The 17,404-nt window shown below is 67.9% G+C and carries 15 protein-coding genes and 1 riboswitch; of the genes, 13 read left to right on the top strand and 2 right to left on the bottom strand.

Features of this window, described 5'->3' with window-relative positions; all coding sequences use genetic code 11:
- Nucleotide 1: 1 nt before the first annotated feature.
- The 5 genes from M2428_RS20185 to M2428_RS20165 all read left to right on the top strand — a co-directional run bounded on the left by M2428_RS20185 (nt 2) and on the right by M2428_RS20165 (nt 5,531).
- Nucleotides 2-760 (top strand): flagellar biosynthetic protein FliR, encoded by a 759-nt coding sequence (locus tag M2428_RS20185; protein WP_277527755.1) that lies wholly within the window; start codon nt 2-4, stop codon nt 758-760.
- Nucleotides 760-1,848, top strand: coding sequence for an EscU/YscU/HrcU family type III secretion system export apparatus switch protein (locus tag M2428_RS20180; protein ID WP_277527754.1), 1,089 nt, complete (start codon nt 760-762; stop codon nt 1,846-1,848). The genes M2428_RS20185 and M2428_RS20180 overlap by 1 nt, the downstream gene beginning before the upstream one ends.
- A gap of 109 nt (nt 1,849-1,957) precedes the next feature.
- Complete coding sequence (locus M2428_RS20175; protein ID WP_277527753.1) at nt 1,958-4,006, top strand: flagellar biosynthesis protein FlhA; 2,049 nt, start codon at nt 1,958-1,960, stop codon at nt 4,004-4,006.
- Complete coding sequence (locus tag M2428_RS20170; RefSeq protein WP_277527752.1) at nt 3,984-5,273, top strand: hypothetical protein; 1,290 nt, start codon at nt 3,984-3,986, stop codon at nt 5,271-5,273. The genes M2428_RS20175 and M2428_RS20170 overlap by 23 nt, the downstream gene beginning before the upstream one ends.
- Before the next feature lie 9 nt (nt 5,274-5,282).
- On the top strand, nt 5,283-5,531 hold the full coding sequence (locus M2428_RS20165; protein ID WP_277527751.1) for a carbon storage regulator: 249 nt from the start codon (nt 5,283-5,285) through the stop codon (nt 5,529-5,531).
- A gap of 9 nt (nt 5,532-5,540) precedes the next feature.
- Here the strand turns inward: M2428_RS20165 and flgN are convergent, their stop codons facing one another.
- A complete protein-coding gene (flgN, locus tag M2428_RS20160) occupies nt 5,541-6,056 on the bottom strand; it encodes a flagellar export chaperone FlgN (RefSeq protein ID WP_277527750.1) in 516 nt (171 codons plus the stop codon).
- Nucleotides 6,057-6,299: 243 nt separating this feature from the next.
- On the opposite strand from flgN, the gene M2428_RS20155 reads away from it, so the two are divergent.
- Complete coding sequence (locus tag M2428_RS20155; protein WP_277527749.1) at nt 6,300-7,118, top strand: sigma-70 family RNA polymerase sigma factor; 819 nt, start codon at nt 6,300-6,302, stop codon at nt 7,116-7,118.
- A gap of 166 nt (nt 7,119-7,284) precedes the next feature.
- Nucleotides 7,285-7,764, top strand: coding sequence for a DNA starvation/stationary phase protection protein (locus M2428_RS20150; RefSeq protein WP_277527748.1), 480 nt, complete (start codon nt 7,285-7,287; stop codon nt 7,762-7,764).
- An 84-nt stretch (nt 7,765-7,848) separates the two neighbouring features.
- Here M2428_RS20150 and M2428_RS20145 read toward each other — a convergent pair whose 3' ends face one another.
- The gene (locus M2428_RS20145) at nt 7,849-9,435 is read right to left on the bottom strand and encodes an MFS transporter (RefSeq protein ID WP_277527747.1); all 1,587 of its coding nucleotides are present in this window, start codon (nt 9,433-9,435) and stop codon (nt 7,849-7,851) included.
- A 68-nt stretch (nt 9,436-9,503) separates the two neighbouring features.
- Between M2428_RS20145 and M2428_RS20140 the strand changes: the two genes are divergently transcribed.
- The 6 genes from M2428_RS20140 to M2428_RS20115 form a co-directional block, all read left to right on the top strand.
- Nucleotides 9,504-10,043 carry a TetR/AcrR family transcriptional regulator gene (locus tag M2428_RS20140; RefSeq protein WP_277527746.1) on the top strand — a complete coding sequence of 180 codons (540 nt, stop codon included), beginning with the start codon at nt 9,504-9,506 and terminating at the stop codon, nt 10,041-10,043.
- Nucleotides 10,044-10,324: 281 nt separating this feature from the next.
- Nucleotides 10,325-10,423, top strand: a riboswitch (glycine riboswitch).
- 155 nt (nt 10,424-10,578) lie between these two features.
- Nucleotides 10,579-13,473 carry an aminomethyl-transferring glycine dehydrogenase gene (gcvP, locus tag M2428_RS20135; protein WP_277527745.1) on the top strand — a complete coding sequence of 965 codons (2,895 nt, stop codon included), beginning with the start codon at nt 10,579-10,581 and terminating at the stop codon, nt 13,471-13,473.
- Between the two features lie 12 nt (nt 13,474-13,485).
- A complete protein-coding gene (gene gcvT, locus M2428_RS20130; RefSeq protein ID WP_277527744.1) occupies nt 13,486-14,619 on the top strand; it encodes a glycine cleavage system aminomethyltransferase GcvT in 1,134 nt (377 codons plus the stop codon).
- A gap of 687 nt (nt 14,620-15,306) precedes the next feature.
- Entirely contained in the window at nt 15,307-15,690 is a 384-nt protein-coding gene (gene gcvH, locus M2428_RS20125; protein WP_277527743.1) for a glycine cleavage system protein GcvH, read from the top strand.
- The gene (gene glyA / locus M2428_RS20120) at nt 15,687-17,012 is read left to right on the top strand and encodes a serine hydroxymethyltransferase (RefSeq protein ID WP_277527742.1); all 1,326 of its coding nucleotides are present in this window, start codon (nt 15,687-15,689) and stop codon (nt 17,010-17,012) included. Before gcvH ends, glyA begins: the two co-directional genes overlap by 4 nt.
- Nucleotides 17,013-17,173: 161 nt before the next feature.
- Nucleotides 17,174-17,404, top strand: a 231-nt coding sequence (locus M2428_RS20115; RefSeq protein WP_277527741.1) for a serine dehydratase beta chain, incomplete at its 3' end; no start/stop codon positions are given.

Below are 17,404 nucleotides of genomic sequence, written 5' to 3'. Positions count from 1 at the left end.
GGTGGGCATCCCCATCGACCCGACCTGGCTGGAAGTACTGCTGCTGGCTACGGTCCGGATGACTGCCTTCCTGATCGTGGCACCGCCCTTCTCCCACCAGGCCTTTCCGGGGCGCGTGAAGGCCATGCTGGGGCTGGGGCTGGGCCTGGCGGTGACGCAGCGCATGGTCGGCGGCTACACGCCCCGCGACACCGCCGGGTTCGTCACCGGTGTGGTCCTGGAGCTCGTCACGGGGCTCGTCCTGGGTTTCCTGGTCCTGGTGATCTTCTCCGCTATCCAGTCCGCCGGCAGCCTGATCGACCTTTCCAGCGGATTCCAGATGGCGCAGGCCTTTGATCCCCAAATGATGGTCAACGGCGCTCAGTTCACCCGGCTTCTGCAAATGGCGGCGCTGGCCCTGTTGTTCGCCTCTGACGGCTACCAGCTGGTCATCACGGGCCTCACCGGCAGCTTCGCGGCCCTGCCCCTGGCCGGGGGTATAGACCTGGCCCAGCCGGTGCAGGCCATCATTGCGGCAGTGTCCGGCATGTTCCTCGCTGCCGTGCAGATCGCTGGCCCCCTCCTGGTGGTCCTGTTCCTTGCCGACGTCGGCCTCGGCCTGCTGACCCGCGTGGCGCCGGCGCTGAACGCGTTCTCGCTCGGTTTCCCGCTCAAGATCCTGCTCACCCTGATGCTGGCCGGCTTCATGTTCCTGGCGCTGCCCCGGATCGTTTCCAGCCTCGCCGGGCAGGCGGCCAAGGCCGTGCTGGGGGTGGGCTGATGGCGGATTCACAGGAAAAAACCGAGCAAGCCACCGACAAACGGATGAAGGAGGTCCGCTCCAAGGGCCAGCTGTCCCGTTCCCAGGACCTCACTGCGTGGCTCGGGGTCGGCGCGGCCGCGCTCATGCTGCCCAGCACGGTGGACCGTGCCGCCAACGCCGCCACAGACCAGCTCTTCAGCGTCCGCGGGATCATGTCCGCCCCGGATCCCGGCAAAGCCGTCCGGGCGCTGGAAGATGGCTTCGCGTCCATCGCCGGGATCATCGGACCCTTGCTGATCGTCGTGTTCCTGGCTGTCCTCGCAGGTTCCGCCCTCCAGGGCGGTGTCCACCTGAAGAAATTTAGGCTCGAATTCGAACACTTTAACTTGCTCGGCGGGATCAAGCGGCTTTTCGGCGCCCAGGCGGTGTGGGGTGGCCTCAAAGCGCTGCTGAAGGCCACCGTCGTGGGGCTGGTGCTGTACAGCGTGGTGCAGGGGCTGGTCCCGGTGCTGCTGACCGCGGGAGGACTGCCGGTTGCCGGCGTCACGGCCGCCGCGGCGGGCGGCGTTGCATCACTGGTCCAGTTCGCGGTGGCCGCCGGAATCGTGCTGGCCGCGGCCGACTTCTTCGTCGTGATGCGGCGCAACCGCAAGAAGACCCGGATGTCCAAGAAGGAAGTCCAGGACGAGAACAAGAGCAGCGAGGGCGACCCGCTCATCCGGTCCCAGCGCCGGGCGCGCCAAATGGCCATGAGCCGCAACCGCATGATCGCCGCCATCGGAGATGCCGACGTCGTCCTGGTCAACCCCACGCACGTGGCGGTGGCGCTCAAGTACGATCCCGGCAAGTCCGCGCCCCGCGTGGTGGCCAAGGGCTCCGGCCATGTAGCTGCGAGGATCAGGGAAGAGGCCGAACAGAAGAGCGTCCCCATGGTCCAGGACATCCCGCTGGCCAGGGCCCTGCACGGGGCCTGTGAGCTGGGGGACGAGATCCCGGTGGACTTTTACCGGGCGGTGGCCGGAGTCCTTGCTTTCGTCATGGCTCTCAAGGCCCGGGGTGCCGGCGCCGGGATGCACCGCATGACCAGCCCGGCCGCGGCCATATGAGACGCGACGGGCAGCACACCGTGAAACACGGCAAGCACCACAGCACGCAGCACACCGTGACGCGCGGCATGAACACTTTGGGAACCAGCGTCTGTGAAAGGACCGCACCATGAACAACAGGCTGAACCGGCTGGCGGTGCCCATCGGCATCGTGGGGATCGTGCTCCTGCTGGTGGTTCCCGTGCCCGCGCCCCTGCTCGACTTCCTCATTGTCTGCAACATCCTGCTGGCGCTGCTGGTCCTGCTGACCAGTATGTTTGTGAAGAAGCCGCTGGACTTCTCCGTGTTCCCGTCCCTGCTGCTCGTCGCCACGCTGTTCCGGCTGGGCCTCAACGTCGCCTCCACCCGCCTGGTCCTGGGCAACGGATACGCCGGGCAGGTCATTGAGGCCTTCGGCAAGGTCACGGTGGGCGGCTCCATGATCATCGGCGCCGTCGTGTTCCTCATCCTCGTCGTGATCCAGTTCGTCGTGGTCACCAAGGGCGCCGAGCGCGTGGCCGAGGTTGGCGCGCGGTTCACCCTCGATGCCATGCCCGGCAAGCAGATGGCAATCGACGCCGACCTCAACGCCGGACTCCTCACCGACACCCAGGCCAGGGAGCGGCGCGCCGAGGTCTCTGCCGAGGCCGATTTCTACGGTGCCATGGACGGCGCCTCGAAGTTCGTGAAGGGCGATGCCATCGCGGGCATCATCATTATCATCATCAACTTCATCGGCGGCATCGCCATCGGCATGCTGCAGCGCGGCATGGAAATCGGCGATGCGCTGAACACCTACGGCCTGCTGACCATGGGCGACGGGCTCGTGACACAGATCCCGGCGCTGCTTATGGCCGTCTCTACCGGCATGATCGTGACCCGGTCCAACGCCGAGTCGGACATGGGCCGGACGGCCTCCACGCAGCTGCTGCAGTCACCGAACGCGCTCATGATCGCCGGCGTCGCCGCCGTCGCCATGGCCTTGATTCCCGGCATGCCGCCCCTGCCGTTTGTCCTCGTCGGCGCTGGCCTGATCATTGCCTCCCGCCGGACCGCCGCAAACCAGAAGCAGGCGGAGACAGCCCGGGAGGCTGAGTCGACCGCGCTGAACTTCCCGGAAATGGATCCCAACGAGAAACTGCTGGAGGACATGCGCGTCCACCCCGTGGAGATCCTGCTGGCACCTGACCTCGTGGACATGGTCTCCGGCGCGTCCGACGACCTCCTGGCCCGGGTCCGGTCCCTCCGACACAAGATCGCCATGGAACTGGGCCTCGTCATCCCGCCCGTGCGCACGAGGGACAGCGTGGACCTGCCGCCGGCCACCTATTCCATCCGGATCGCCGGCGTGGAAGCCGGGCGCGGCACGGCCCCGAGCGGCCAAATGCTGGCGCTGGGCGAGAACCTGGACTCGCTGCCCGGCCCGGCCATGATCGAGCCCGTGTTCGGCCTTGCCGGCAAGTGGATCCCGGGGGAAATGCGCCACAACGCCGAAATGACGGGCGCCACAGTGATCGACCGGGTCTCCGTCCTGGTCACCCACCTGTCCTCGATCGTCTCGGCGAACGCTGCCCGGCTGCTCTCCCGCGAGGACGTCCGCGTGCTGACCGAGGGCGTGCGCAAGCAAAGCCCCTCCGCCGTCGACGAACTGACCCCGGCCCTGCTCTCCCTGGCCGAGCTGCAGCGGGTCCTCCAGGGCCTCCTGGATGAGCAGGTGCCCATCAACGACCTCGCCCGGATCTACGAGGCCCTCACGCTCCGGGCCAAGATTTCCACGGACCCGGAATCGCTGGTGGAAGCCGCCCGGCAGGCCCTCGGCCCCGCCCTTACGGCCAAGTTCATGGACGGGCCCGTGCTCAACGTCATCATGATCGACCCCGTCCTCGAACAACACATGCTCGAGGACATGCGCCCCGCGGAAGGCGGCAGCCAGATCGTCATGGGGCAGGACAAGCTCGATGCCGTGCTGCGCTCGGTCGGCTCCGCCGTCGACGCAGCGGCGGCCGCCAACCGCCAGGCCGTGCTCGTGTGCGCACCGGCGCTCCGGCCCGCCATCCACCGCCTCATCGGTGCGCAGCCCGGGTCCGTGCCCGTGTTGTCCTACCGCGAGGTGACCTCTGCCAACGTCCGGATCGAAACAGTAGGAGTGGTGCGCCATGCCGAACCGCTATCGGCTTAAGGGAGCCTCGCTCGAGGAAATCCGCCGCAAGGCAGAACAGCTGTACGGACCCGCGGCCCGAATCGTGTCCGCCGAACGCGTCATCAGCCCGGGAATCGCCGGGCTCTTCGCCCAGGACCGCTACGAGGCCATGATCGAGATCCTGTCCAAGCACGAGGTGATCACCGGCGAGGTAGTGCCCGACGCCGACATCCTGGCCGGGGCCGAGCCGGGCACGGCGGCCAGTGGTCCGGCAGGGGGTCCCGCAGGGGGTCGCGCCGGGGAGAAGACTTCCGGGAAGGACGACGCCGGCACGGCTTCCGCAACGCCGGCCCGGCCGGCAGTCCAGGCCGGAGCGCCGGCGGGCCCTGCGACGGCACCGGCCGCCCCCGGCCCGACCCATCACCTGCCGTCCCATCAGCTCCCGTCCCATCACTTTCAGGGCGCCGCCATCGCCGCACTGCTGGAAGAGGCAGACGCCGTTGAGCTGAGCCTGCACCGGCCCGCAACTGTCGGCGTATCCACAGAGTCGCGGGACTTCGCTGAAATTCTGGAACAGCTCGGCGCCGGGCTCCGGACCCCGGCGGAACCGGCCGCCGCCGCCGGTAACCCCGGGCGGCCGGCACCCTCCGTCGATCCGGGCCCCGCTGCCGTACCGCCCGCTGCCGGACCTTCCGCAGCCAGCGACGCCGGTCGGCTGGCCTCCGCTTCCGCGCCGCCCGCCGCGCCGGGCAGCGCGTCGGGCCGTGCGCCGGACGCACCGGCTCCGCTGACCGGCGTCGGCGATCTCGTGGTCCTGATCGGGCTGGGGGAGGACGCCATGGACGCCGCCCTGACAATGTCCATGGCGGCCGGCGGTGCCGATGTGCGGACCGCCGGCGAGCTCTCCGCGTATGGCCACCTGCATGTGGACGGACGCCAAAGCGCCACGGCCGCGCGCGCCCACGCCGTGGTGACGGAGCGCACGGTCCTGGTGGCGTTCGGACTCGGCAGAGCCCGCAACGCCCTGGCCCGCGTGCAGTCCGTGGCCGCGCTCTCGGCCGACCAGGTCTGGGTGGTGGTCGACGCCGGACGCAAGCATGAGGACACGGCACGCTGGGTCAGCGTGCTGTCCGCCCAGCTCAACGTCAGTGCCGTAGCAGTGGTCGGCGCCGCGGAGACCGGGTCACCTGAAAGCGCCAGCGGCCTGGGACTGCCCGTGGGCTGGATCGACGGGCGCCCGGTGGGGCCGGATCCGACATGGCAGAACCGGCGGGAATCGTCCGACGCTCCCCGCGCTGAAGGGTAGATTGAGAGGATGCTGGTACTTACACGCAAGCCGGGCGAACAGATCATGATCGGCGACGGCATCGTCATCACGGTTCTGGAAGGCCGCGGCGACGGTGTTCGGATAGGCATTGAGGCACCCCGCGGTGTGCCCATCCAGCGCCGGGAAGTCATCGAAGCCATCGCGGCGGCAAACCTCGCGGCGGCGGAAGCTGGCCCAGACGCCGAGGACGCGCTGCGCGGGCTCGTTCCCCCGCGCGCCACTCCCGCCGAGGGCTGAGGACCCGGATCAGTCCTGGTCCCCGCCCAGATACTGGGCCAGGAGCGGCTGGGCTGAACGCCGGACCACGGCCACGGACCTCTCCAGGTTTCCGCCCGTGGTTAGCTGATCCAGCAGCCCTGCCGTCCCCGCCGGACCGGGGCGTCCCGGCAGGGGAAGCGTCTGCAGTGCCTCTTCGTTCACGCGGGCGGCCTCGCCAAGCCGGGCCAGAAGTGCGTGCAGGGCCTCCAGATGCTCGCGCAGGATCTCGGACCAGGGCCCGGCGGGTGCGGCCGCAATCAGTTCGACGAGCGTGGTCTGCGCCGGCAGGCCCCACTGGGCCGCCACGGCGGCAGATTCAACACTCCGGGCCAGGGCTTCGAAGCGCAGGCGGTCCAGTACGGTTTCAATCTCGGAGGCCATGAAGTTCAGCCATTCCAGATTCCCGGCCACGATGTGCAGATGCTGCGTTTCCAGCCTGAACAGGAGCAGCTCCAAGTGCCGCCGTTCCTGCCACAGTGCCGCGGAGAGATCGCTTGCGCTCATTGGCCCCATTCTCTTTGCGCCCCGTGAATCACAGCAATAGGGGCGGTCACCGCATTTTTTGCCAAGCTTTTCCCTGAGGGTACACGCAGATCTTGGATCAGGTGATAGGTTTCCTCCATGGGTGCTGCGCCCTACTTGCGACCGTTGACTCCAATGGGGGGAGCGCCGGTCGATTTGGGTGCGGCTCTCGGCGTTTTAAGGGTCTATGACCCTTCGGATCCGGTCTCATGGGGGGACACAGTATTGAATCGCGTGGAACGCAACGAGATGGTCACGCAGCACCTTCCGCTGGTGGGGTATCTCGTTTCAGATTTGTGCTCGAAGGCGTCACACCTTTCTCGCGATGACTTGGCCTCGGCCGGTGCTATTGCCCTGATAACGTCGGCCGATTCGTTCGACCCGGACCTCGGGGTGCCCTTCGGCGCGTTCGCCCGCCGGCGCATCCTTGGCGCCTTCGCGGACGAGATGCGGGCCAGCGACTGGGCCACCCGCTCCGCCCGACGGCGGATCAAGGAAACCATGTCCGTGCAGGAAACCCTGGCGTCCGCCCTGGGCCGCACCCCCACAGTGGAGGAGATCGCCTCCGCGCTGGGCGTCCAGCAAAGCGTTGTGGAGGCCGCGCTCGCGGATGCCTCGCGCACGCTGACACCCCTCGATGAGGCCGTGGTAGATACCCTCGCCGCCGAAACCCTCACACCGGAACACTCCCTGCTCGCGGACGAACGGCTCCAGTACCTGCGGGCGGCCGTGAAATCCCTCCCGGAACGGATGCGCTACGTTGTGGAGGAGATCTACTTTGGCGACCGGACGGTCAAAGACCTGGCCGCGGAACTCGGATCCACGCACGCGGCGGTGTCCCAGCAGCGTTCGGAGGCCATCCGGCTGATGCGCGACGGACTGACCGCACACTACGCCGACGACCCCGAGCAGCCGTTCGAACCCCAGTCCAGGATCACCCCGAGGCGCCGCAACGACTACCTCGCGCAGCTCTCCCAGTCCACCTCCGGCGGCATCACGCGGGCCGTGTTCACGCGGGGGCCGGCCCTCAATGAGGCAGTCTAAGCATCTCCGGAACGATTAGTAAGCCGACTTAGTAAGCTGACCGAGAAATTCCTCCCCGAACCATCGCGGGCCGTCGCTGCCCTGCGGTAGCGTCGGAAGCATCGGCCGGGGTGCCAGCAAATGGCGCCCGCGGCCCGCAAGGTACCGGTTCTATCGAGGAGGATGCATGAAAGCAACACCTACACTGACGGCCAACCTGCAGGCAGTCTTAGTGGACCTGATCGAACTCCACGTTCAAGGCAAACAGGCGCATTGGAACATCGTTGGGACTAATTTCCGGGATCTTCACCTCCAGCTGGACGAGATCGTCGACGCCGCCCGGGAATTCGCGGACGACCTCGCCGAGCGCATGCGCGCCCTCCACGCCCTGCCGGACGGCCGCAGTTCCACGGTTGCCAAGTCCACGGCACTCGCCGAGTTCCCCACCGGCCTGATCAACACGAAGGACGCCATCGAGCGGATTGTCGCGGCCCTTGAGGCGGCCGTCGGCACAATGCGCAAAGTGCACGATGAAGTGGATGAGGAAGACCCCACCACCGCTGACCTCCTGCACGCATTCATTGCCAAGCTTGAGCAGTATGCCTGGATGGTGAATGCCGAGACCATGCGGGCAAACGCCAGCGTGACCACTCCGGACAACAAGTAGGGACAGGCTCCCAGCGATCCGCCCGTAACAAATCACCAGCGTCCGGTGCCGGGTTTCTCCCGGCACCGGACGCCTTTGTTTAAGCTATTTGGCCTTAGGCACCGTCCGCAGGACAACTGCGGCGAGGACGCAGGCCCCGGTCATCAGGACCAGCGCGATTGACGCCGTGACGTGGACACCAGAGTCGAAGGCCGTGCGTGCGGCCGCCGTCACTGCTTCCGCCAGGGGAGCCGGAAGCATCCGGGCGAGCTCCACCGCGCCGGCGAGGGTTTCACCGGCCTGGCTGGTGGCCGCGGCCGGGGCGAGCTCGGCCACACCAGCGGGGAGCCGGAGGTTGCCCTGGTAGGAGGCGGTCAGGATCGAGCCGAGGATCGCCGTGCCCAGCAGGGACCCCACTTCGTAGCCGGTCTCGGAGATGGCCGCGGCGGCCCCCGACTTGTCGGCAGGCGCCGCGCCCAGGATCAGGTCATTTGAGATCGTCTCCGCGGCGCCCACCCCCAGGCAGAGAACCATCAGCGCGGCCAAAAGCAGGGACGGGCCGTGGCTGTGGTCGCCGAATGCCACCAGGAAATAACCCGCCGCGCTCAGCAGCAGCCCGCCGGCCACAACAAAGCCGGGCCGCACCTTGCGCACCAGCGGCACCACCAGCAGCCCCGCAACAACAGTGGCGATGAGGGCCGGGACCATGGCGACCCCGGAGGCCGAGGGGGACTGGCCCTCCAGCAGCTGCAGGTGCTGGGCCAGGAACAGAATGAAGCCGTTGAAGGAGAACAGCGCCAGGACGTTGGCAATGATGGCCGTACTGAAGACCGGGTTGCCGAAGAGGCTGACATCGAGCATCGGCGCCGTACTGTGGTCTGTCCTGTGGACACGGGCAAGTGCGCGCTGCCGCCGGATGAACACATAGCCCATGAACAGGCCGGCTCCGATGCTCGCGAAGGCCTCTGGTGCAGGACCGTGGGTGGCGAGCGTCTTGATTCCGTAGACGACGGGCACCATGACCAGCAGGGACAGCACAATGCTGGGCACGTCCACGCGGCCGGGCCTCGGGTCGCGGGATTCCGGTATCAGCGCCGGACCGAGCAGCAGCAGGGGCAGGATGATCGGCACCGCGACCAGCAGGACGGCGCCCCACCAGAAGTGTTCCACCAGCCAGCCGCCGGCAATCGGGCCGAGGGCGGCGCCGCCGGAGAAGCCTGCGGCCCAGATCGCCACAGCCAGCCGGCGCCGGTTGGGCTCCGGAAAGATGTTGCGGATCAGCGAGAGTGTGGACGGCATGAGCATGGCGCCGAAGAGGCCAAGCCCGGCGCGGCCGGCGATCAGCCATTCGGCGCTCGGTGCGAACGCCGTCGCGGCCGACACCGCGGCAAAACCTGCGCTGCCCACGAAGAGCAGGCGACGCCGTCCGATCCTGTCGCCCAGGGAGCCCATCGCGACCAGCAGTCCGGCCAGGACCAGGGGATAGGCATCGACGATCCAGAGCAGCTCGACGCCGGAGGCGTCCAGGCTGGTGGCGATGGCCGGCAGGGCGAACGTCAGGGCGGTGTTGTCCACGGCCACGAGCAGGACGGGGAACATCAGCAGGGCCAGCGCCACCCAATCGCGCCACGGGGCGCGGGGGCCGGTGCCCGCCAGGGTGCTGTTGACGGCGGTGATCGATGGGATGCTCATAAGACGTAACTATACCGTCTGGACGGTACAGTTAAGAAATGCGCAGCCGGACAGGCATGATGGGAGGCATGCCCAGGAAACCTGTCGCCCGCGAGGCCGTCCTTGATGCCTTCGAAGCGCTGCTCATCGAAGTCGGTGAACGCGCCGCGACGCTGGACGCCGTCGCGCGCAGGGCCGGTGTCTCCAAGGGCGGCCTGCTCTACCACTTCCCGACCAAGGAAGCGATGATCGCGGTCCTGCTGGAACGGCTGGACCGGCATCTGGCTGCCGATGTTGCCGCCATGGCAGCGGCCCCCGAGGGGGCGGCGGCGTACTTCATCAAGTCCTCGGTGTGGGCGGACACGCCCATGGACCGGGTGTTCGTGGCGGCGACGAGGCTGGCCGAGGTGGCGCACGGGGAGACCCTCCGCCGCTTCGCTGCCGCCCAGACGAGCTGGCTGGAACTGCTGGCGGCCGACGTCGGACCCGCCATGGCGAAGGCCGTCCTGTACATGGGGGACGGGCTGTACTTCAATGCCATGCTGGGCCGGGGCCCCGGCGGGCCGCTTCCGGAGGTCGAGGCGGAGGTCGAGAGCCTCCTCGCCGCCGTCGAGCGGCTGCGCCGCTGACGCCGAGGCCCACCGCCCCACTCACACCGAACTCGCCGCCCACCCCGGCGAAGCTCCGCCGAACTCGCCGGCCACCCCCGCCGAACTCGCCGGAACCGCGTGGCGTCGCCGAAAGGTTACGGCGCCGCCGGCGCTGTCCGGCGAATTCGGGTTCGCGGACTCACCCGGTGCGGCTTCTCGCCCGTAACCTGGGTGCGCCGGTCGCTGGGAGTTTGCGGACGCGCGCCCGGCATAGGACAATGAGAGCTGTGACTGTTGTCACCCCCAATTGAATACGCCTTTGATCTGCGGCGGGAGAGTCCTGCAAGTAGGTACAAGCAGGCGCCGTAGGAGCAAATCCTCCCCAGGAATCTCTCAGGCCCATGTACCGCCGCGGCAAGGCATCTCTGGAAAGTAGCAGGCGTGTCCCGGACATGCTGTGCTCACCGACGGTGCAAGCGGAGCCCTGAAACTTAGGCTGCGCGGAAACTCTCAGGTCCAATACAGAGCGGGGAGGAACCCGAATCAATGTGGCGTACCCTGCGCCGCCTGAGTTATGGAGTTCCTTGTGACTGTTACCCCAGCCTCCACGTCCTTCGTTGACCGGCACATCGGCGCGCGCCGCCAGGCCGACGTCGACGCCATGCTGAAGGCTGTCGGCTACGACACCGTCGACGCCCTGGTGGACACCGCCGTTCCGAAGGACATCCGGCAGGACTCCGATCTCGCGCTCGCCGCCGCCCTCAGCGAAGTTGAAGTCCTCGCCGAGCTGCGTAAGCTGGCCGCGAAGAACAAGACCGCCGTGCAGATGATCGGGCAGGGCTACTACGACACGCTCACCCCGCCGGTGATCCGCCGCAACATCCTCGAAGCCCCGGCCTGGTACACCGCGTACACGCCGTACCAGCCGGAGATCTCCCAGGGCCGGCTCGAGGCCCTGCTGAACTTCCAGACCATGGTCCAGGACCTCGTCGGCCTGCCGATCGCCAATGCCTCCCTGCTGGACGAAGCCACCGCGGTCGCCGAGGCCGTGCTGATGATGCGCCGCGCCAACAAGACCGTAGGTCAGAAAACAGGGGCCCACGACGGCAAGACCGTCCTCGACGCCGACTGCCTCCCGCAGACCATCGCCATCGTCAAGGGCCGCGCCGAAGCCCTCGGTTTCGAGGTCGAGGTCGCCGACCTCTCCAAGGGCCTGCCCGAGGGCGTCATCAACGGCGTCGTCCTGCAGCAGCCGGGTGTCTCCGGCCGCGTGTTTGACCACACCGCCGTGATCGCCGACGCCAAGGAACGCGGCGCCCTCGTCACGGTCGCCGCCGACCTTCTTTCCCTGACGCTCATCACGTCCCCGGGCGAGCAGGGCGCGGACATCGCCGTCGGCTCCGCCCAGCGCTTCGGCGTGCCGCTGTTCTTCGGCGGCCCGCACGCCGCATACATGGCCGTGCAGAAGGGGCTTGAGCGCTCCATGCCCGGCCGCCTGGTGGGTGTCTCCAAAGACAACGCCGGCGTCCCGGCCTACCGCCTGGCCCTGCAGACCCGCGAGCAGCACATCCGCCGCGAAAAGGCCACGTCCAACATCTGCACCGCCCAGGCCCTGCTGGCCATCGTGGCTTCCTTCTACGCCGTCTACCACGGCCCCGACGGCCTGAAGGCAATCGCCGAGACCGTCCACGTCCACGCCAAGACCATCGCCGCCGCCCTGAAGGCCGCCGGCCTTCAGGTGCTGCACACCTCCTTCTTCGACACCATCACCGTCTCCGTGCCGGGCCGGGCAGCAGAGATCATCGCGGCCGCCGACGCCAAGGGCGTCAACCTGCGCGCCATCGACGCGGACACCGTCGGCATCTCCGCCGATGAGGCCACGACCGTGGAAATCGTCGCCGACGTCATCGCCGCGTTCGGCGCGTCCGTGACTGACTCGACTGAAGGGTTCGGCCTGGACCCCGCCGTCGAGCGCACCTCCGACTACCTGCAGCACCCGGTGTTCAACACGCACCGCTCCGAAACCCAGTTGCTGCGCTACATCCGCCGCCTCTCGGACCGTGACCTCGCCCTGGACCGCACCATGATCCCGCTGGGCTCCTGCACCATGAAGCTGAACGCCACGGCCGAGATGGAAGCCATCTCCTGGCCGGAGTTCGCCTCCATCCACCCCTTCGCCCCGGAATCCCAGACCGCCGGTTGGCGCGAACTGATCGAGGACCTCGAAGCCCAGCTGACCGAGATCACCGGCTACGACCAGGTCTCCATCCAGCCCAACGCCGGATCCCAGGGCGAGCTCGCCGGCCTGCTGGCCATCCGCGGCTACCACCTCTCCCGCGGTGACGCCCAGCGCAACGTCTGCCTCATCCCGGCCTCGGCCCACGGCACCAACGCCGCCTCCGCAGTGCTGGCCGGCATGAAGGTCGTCGTCGTGGCCACCGCCTCCGACGGCACCATCGACCACGCGGACCTCACGGCCAAGATCGAGGCCAACAAGGACGCGCTGTCCTGCATCATGATCACCTACCCGTCCACCCACGGGGTGTACGACGCCGACGTCCGCGAGGTCTGCGACGCGATCCACGCCGCCGGCGGCCAGGTCTACATCGACGGCGCCAACCTCAACGCCCTCGTCGGGCTGGCCCAGCCGGGCATGTTCGGCGGCGACGTTTCGCACCTGAACCTGCACAAGACCTTCTGCATCCCGCACGGTGGCGGCGGACCGGGCGTTGGCCCGGTTGCTGCCAAGGCCCACCTGGCACCGTTCATGCCGGGCGACGCTGCGGACCCGGCCAACGGCGCCGACGGCACCCCGATCTCCGCCTCCCGCTACGGCTCCGCCGGCGTCCTGCCGATCTCCTGGGCCTACGTAAAGCTCATGGGCGGCCAGGGCCTTACTGAGGCCACCAAGTCGGCGCTGCTCGCGGCGAACTACATCGCGGCCCGCCTGAATGACTCCTTCCCGGTGCTCTACACCGGCGAAGGCGGCCTCGTGGCCCACGAGTGCATCCTGGACCTGCGCGAACTCACGGCCAAGACCGGCGTGACCGCCGAGGACGTGGCCAAGCGCCTGATCGACTACGGATTCCACGCCCCCACCCTCGCGTTCCCGGTGGCCGGCACCCTGATGGTGGAGCCCACCGAGTCGGAGGACCTCGGCGAGATCGACCGCTTCATCACGGCCATGGTCGCCATCCGCGCCGAGATCGACCAGGTGGCCAACGGCGACTTCACCGTGGAGCACAGCCCGCTGCGCAACGCCCCGCACACCGCCGCTGCCGTCATCAGCACGGACTGGACCCGCGAATACCCGCGTGAGCAGGCCGTCTTCCCGGTCCACACGCTCAGGCAGGACAAGTACTTCCCGCCGGTCGGCCGGATCGACGGCGCCGCGGGGGACCGCAACCTGATCTGCTCGTGCCCTCCCCTCGAAGCCTTCGAGGACCACTCCGACGACTCCGCCAACTAAGGACAGCCAACGATGACTGAGAACTACACGGCCCTGTACGAAGAGCACAAGAAGCTCGGTGCCTCCTTCACGGACTTCGGCGGCTGGCAGATGCCGCTGAAGTACAGCTCCGAACTCGCCGAGCATCACGCCGTCCGCAAGTCCGCGGGCCTGTTCGACCTCTCCCACATGGGCGAAGTCTGGGTCACCGGCCCCGACGCCGCAGCCTTTCTGGACTACGCCCTCGTGGGCAAGATCTCCGCGATGGCCATTGGCAAGGCCAAATACTCGCTGATCTGCAACGAGGACGGCGGCATCATCGACGACCTCATCACCTACCGTCGTGGCGAGCAGAAGTTCCTGGTGGTCCCCAACGCGGGCAACGCCAAGGTCGTGGCTGCTGCCATGGCTGAGCGCGCTGCAGGCTTTGAGGTCACGGTCCAGGACGCCTCCGCCGAGACCTCGCTGATCGCGGTCCAGGGTCCCAAGGCCCAGGAGATCCTGCTGCGTCTGGTTCCCGCCGCACAGCACGAACTCGTCACTGGCCTGAAGTACTACGCCGCCGTGGACGTCCCCTTCATGTTCGGCGGCGCCAGCCAGGACCTCCTGCTGGCCCGCACCGGCTACACCGGTGAAGACGGCTTCGAGATCTTCGTCGCGAACAACGACGCCGCCGCCCTCTGGCAGGCGCTCGTCGCCATTGCCGAAGACGGCGAGCTGACCCCCGCCGGGCTCGCATCCCGCGATTCGCTCCGCCTCGAGGCGGGCATGCCGCTCTACGGCAACGAGCTCTCCCTCGAAGGCGATCCGTTCGCCGCCGGCCTGGGCCCCGTCGTCGCGCTGTCCAAGGAAGGCGACTTCATCGGCAAGGCCGCTCTGGCCGCCAAGAAGGAAGCCGGCGCCGGCGCCACGACGGGCCGCAAGCTCGTCGGGCTCAAGGGCCTCGGACGCCGGGCCGGCCGCGGCCACTACCCGGTCCTCAAGGACGGCAACGTCGTCGGCGAAGTCACCTCCGGCCAGCCCAGCCCCAGCCTCGGCTACCCGGTCGCGATGGCCTACGTCGACGTCGAGCTCACCGAGCCCGGCACCGCCCTGGACATCGACCTCCGTGGCAAGGCCGAGCCCTTCGAAGTGGTCGCACTGCCTTTCTACAAGCGCCAAAAGTAGCCCGACAAGTACCTCAGCGGACCAACCGCTTCAGCGGTTCCCGGTTCCGGGGCTGGCTTGCCCCGGTTTTCACGCGTGCTCGCTCGTTTGAGCCGCCGTCCCCCTAGCCTCGCAAGCTCGGCCAGGGAACCCCGACGGCGGTCACTCGCTTAGACGCACGCTTTCGAAAACCGCGGCCAGCCAGCCCCTCGAGGACGAGTCACCTTTGAGACGACCCACCAACCGGGACCGACGGGAACCGGCGCCTTCGAAAGCCAAGGTGCTGGGGATATACCGCCTACCGCGGCTCTGGGTTGTCCCAAGCTCGATCATTGGGGGTTGAGCTTGATGACACCCTTGGAGCCAAGAAGCAGCCCAGCTCTAGAAGAATACGAACGGCCACTGTTTCTTCCGAGGAACCGTTGGCCCCGAAAACTGTTGGCCCCGAAAACTGAATTTTTTTTGATAGCGGCAGGGGAGCGAATTCCGGAAGCGTGCGTCTAAAGGAGCGTCGCGTCCGCCCAGCGGGCGCCTTCGCGACCGAGCACGCGTGGGCCCACGCCATTCGGGTTCCCTGGCCGAGCTTGCGAGGTTAGGGAGATGGCGGGGAGGAATTCGGTTTCCGGCCGCGTAACCCGGCCACGGTCAGTAAGTTACCCAGCGACAATTGATTTAGCCCACGACTTTTCAAACGTAAAGGAAAAACACATGGCAAAAGTTGCCCCTGAACTGCAGTACTCCGACGAGCACGAGTGGGTTGCGCGGGAGGCCGGGAACGTCGTGTCCATCGGTATCTCCGCCGTGGCCACGGACGCCCTCGGCGACATCGTCTACGTGGACCTGCCCGAGGTCGGCTCCGCGGTGACCGCGGGGGAGACCTGCGGTGAGGTCGAGTCGACCAAGTCCGTGTCGGACCTCTACGCGCCGGTCACCGGCGAGGTGGTGGAGATCAATGACGACGTCGTTTCCGATCCGGCGTTGATCAACAGCGATCCCTACGGGGCCGGCTGGCTGTTCAAGGTCGCCGCCGAATCAGACGGCCCGCTACTCTCGGCAGAGGACTACGCTTCGAAGAACGGTGGCGAGCTGTGAGCGGGGCAGCGACGGGGACGGTGGCGTTTGAGCAGGTCGTTTCCGCGAGCCTGGACGCGGAGTTGTCCGCGCTGGATCCGGAGATCGCCGCGAGGATCGACGCCGAGCTCACCCGCCAGCGCGACGGGCTGGAGATGATCGCCTCGGAGAACCACACGGCCAGGGCTGTCATGCAGGCGCAGGGTTCGGTGCTGACCAACAAGTACGCCGAGGGCTACCCGGGCAAGCGCTACTACGGCGGCTGCGAGCACGTTGACGTGATCGAACAGCTCGCGATCGACCGGGTCAAGGCCTTGTTCGGCGCGGAGTACGCCAACGTCCAGCCGCACTCGGGCGCGCAGGCCAACGCTTCGGTCATGCATGCCCTGATCCGTCCGGGCGACACCATCATGGGCCTGAACCTGGCGCACGGCGGGCACCTGACGCACGGGATGAAGATCAATTTCTCCGGCCGGCTCTACAACGTCATCCCGTACCAGGTCCGCGAGGAGGACCACCGGATCGACATGGCCGAGGTGGAGCGCCTGGCCCTGGAGCACAAGCCGGCCCTGATCGTTGCCGGCTGGTCCGCGTACGCGCGGCAGCTGGACTTCGCCGAGTTCCGCCGGATCGCCGATTCGGTGGGCGCCTACCTGATGGTGGACATGGCCCACTTCGCCGGATTGGTGGCGGCCGGGCTGCACCCGAGCCCGGTCCCGCACGCCCACGTCACCACCTCCACGACGCACAAGACCCTCGCCGGTCCGCGCGGCGGCATCATCCTGTCCAACGACGCCGAGATCGCCAAGAAGATCAACTCGGCGGTGTTCCCCGGACAGCAGGGCGGCCCGCTGGAGCACGTGATCGCGGGCAAGGCCGTGGCGTTTAAGATCGCCGCGTCCCCGGAGTTCAGGGAGCGCCAGGAGCGTGTCCTGGCCGGTGCCAGGATCCTCGCCGAGCGTCTGGTCCAGCCGGACGTGAGGGCGAAGGGGATCAACGTGATCTCCGGCGGCACCGATGTGCACCTGGTCCTGGTGGACCTGCGCGAGTGCGAGCTCAACGGGCAGGAAGCCGAGGACCGGCTCGCGGACATCGACATCACCGTCAACCGCAACGCCGTCCCGTTTGATCCGCGTCCGCCGATGGTCACCTCGGGGCTGCGGATCGGCACCCCGGCGCTGGCTACCCGCGGCTTCGGCGAGGCAGCCTTCGCCGAGGTGGCGGACATCATCGCCGAGGCTTTGACCGCCGACGCCGGCGCGGACCTGTCCGGCCTGCGCTCCCGGGTGGAGGCCCTCGCCGCCGCCCACCCGCTCTACCCCTCGGTTGATAACCTCGCCTAAGCGACGTATGACTGAAGTAAGACACGACGCCGGGCGGGCCGCGGCCACAAGCCGCCGCCCGGCGTCGTGCACCGGCGGCACGCACCGCCTACCCGCGGCCGGACCGCCTTCCGGCAAGACCCTCTGCCGGGCCACAGCAAGACCTAGTAAGGAAACCGACAATGGCTGTTGGAGTCTTTGACCTTTTTTCCATCGGAATAGGGCCCTCGAGCTCGCACACCGTGGGGCCCATGCGGGCCGCCGCCGTCTTCGCCGAAGAACTCAAGTCCCGCGGCAAGCTGGCAGAGGTGGCGTCGCTGCGGGTGGACCTCTACGGCTCCCTCGCTGCCACGGGCCACGGCCACGGCACCATGACGGCCATCCTGCTCGGACTCGAGGGCTTCCACCCCGAG

Source organism: Arthrobacter sp. ES3-54, assembly GCF_029504395.1.
In the GTDB taxonomy this organism is placed as follows: domain Bacteria; phylum Actinomycetota; class Actinomycetes; order Actinomycetales; family Micrococcaceae; genus Arthrobacter.
The sequence above is the reverse complement of the archived record's forward strand: the minus strand, read 5'-3'. Positions and strand labels throughout refer to the sequence as shown.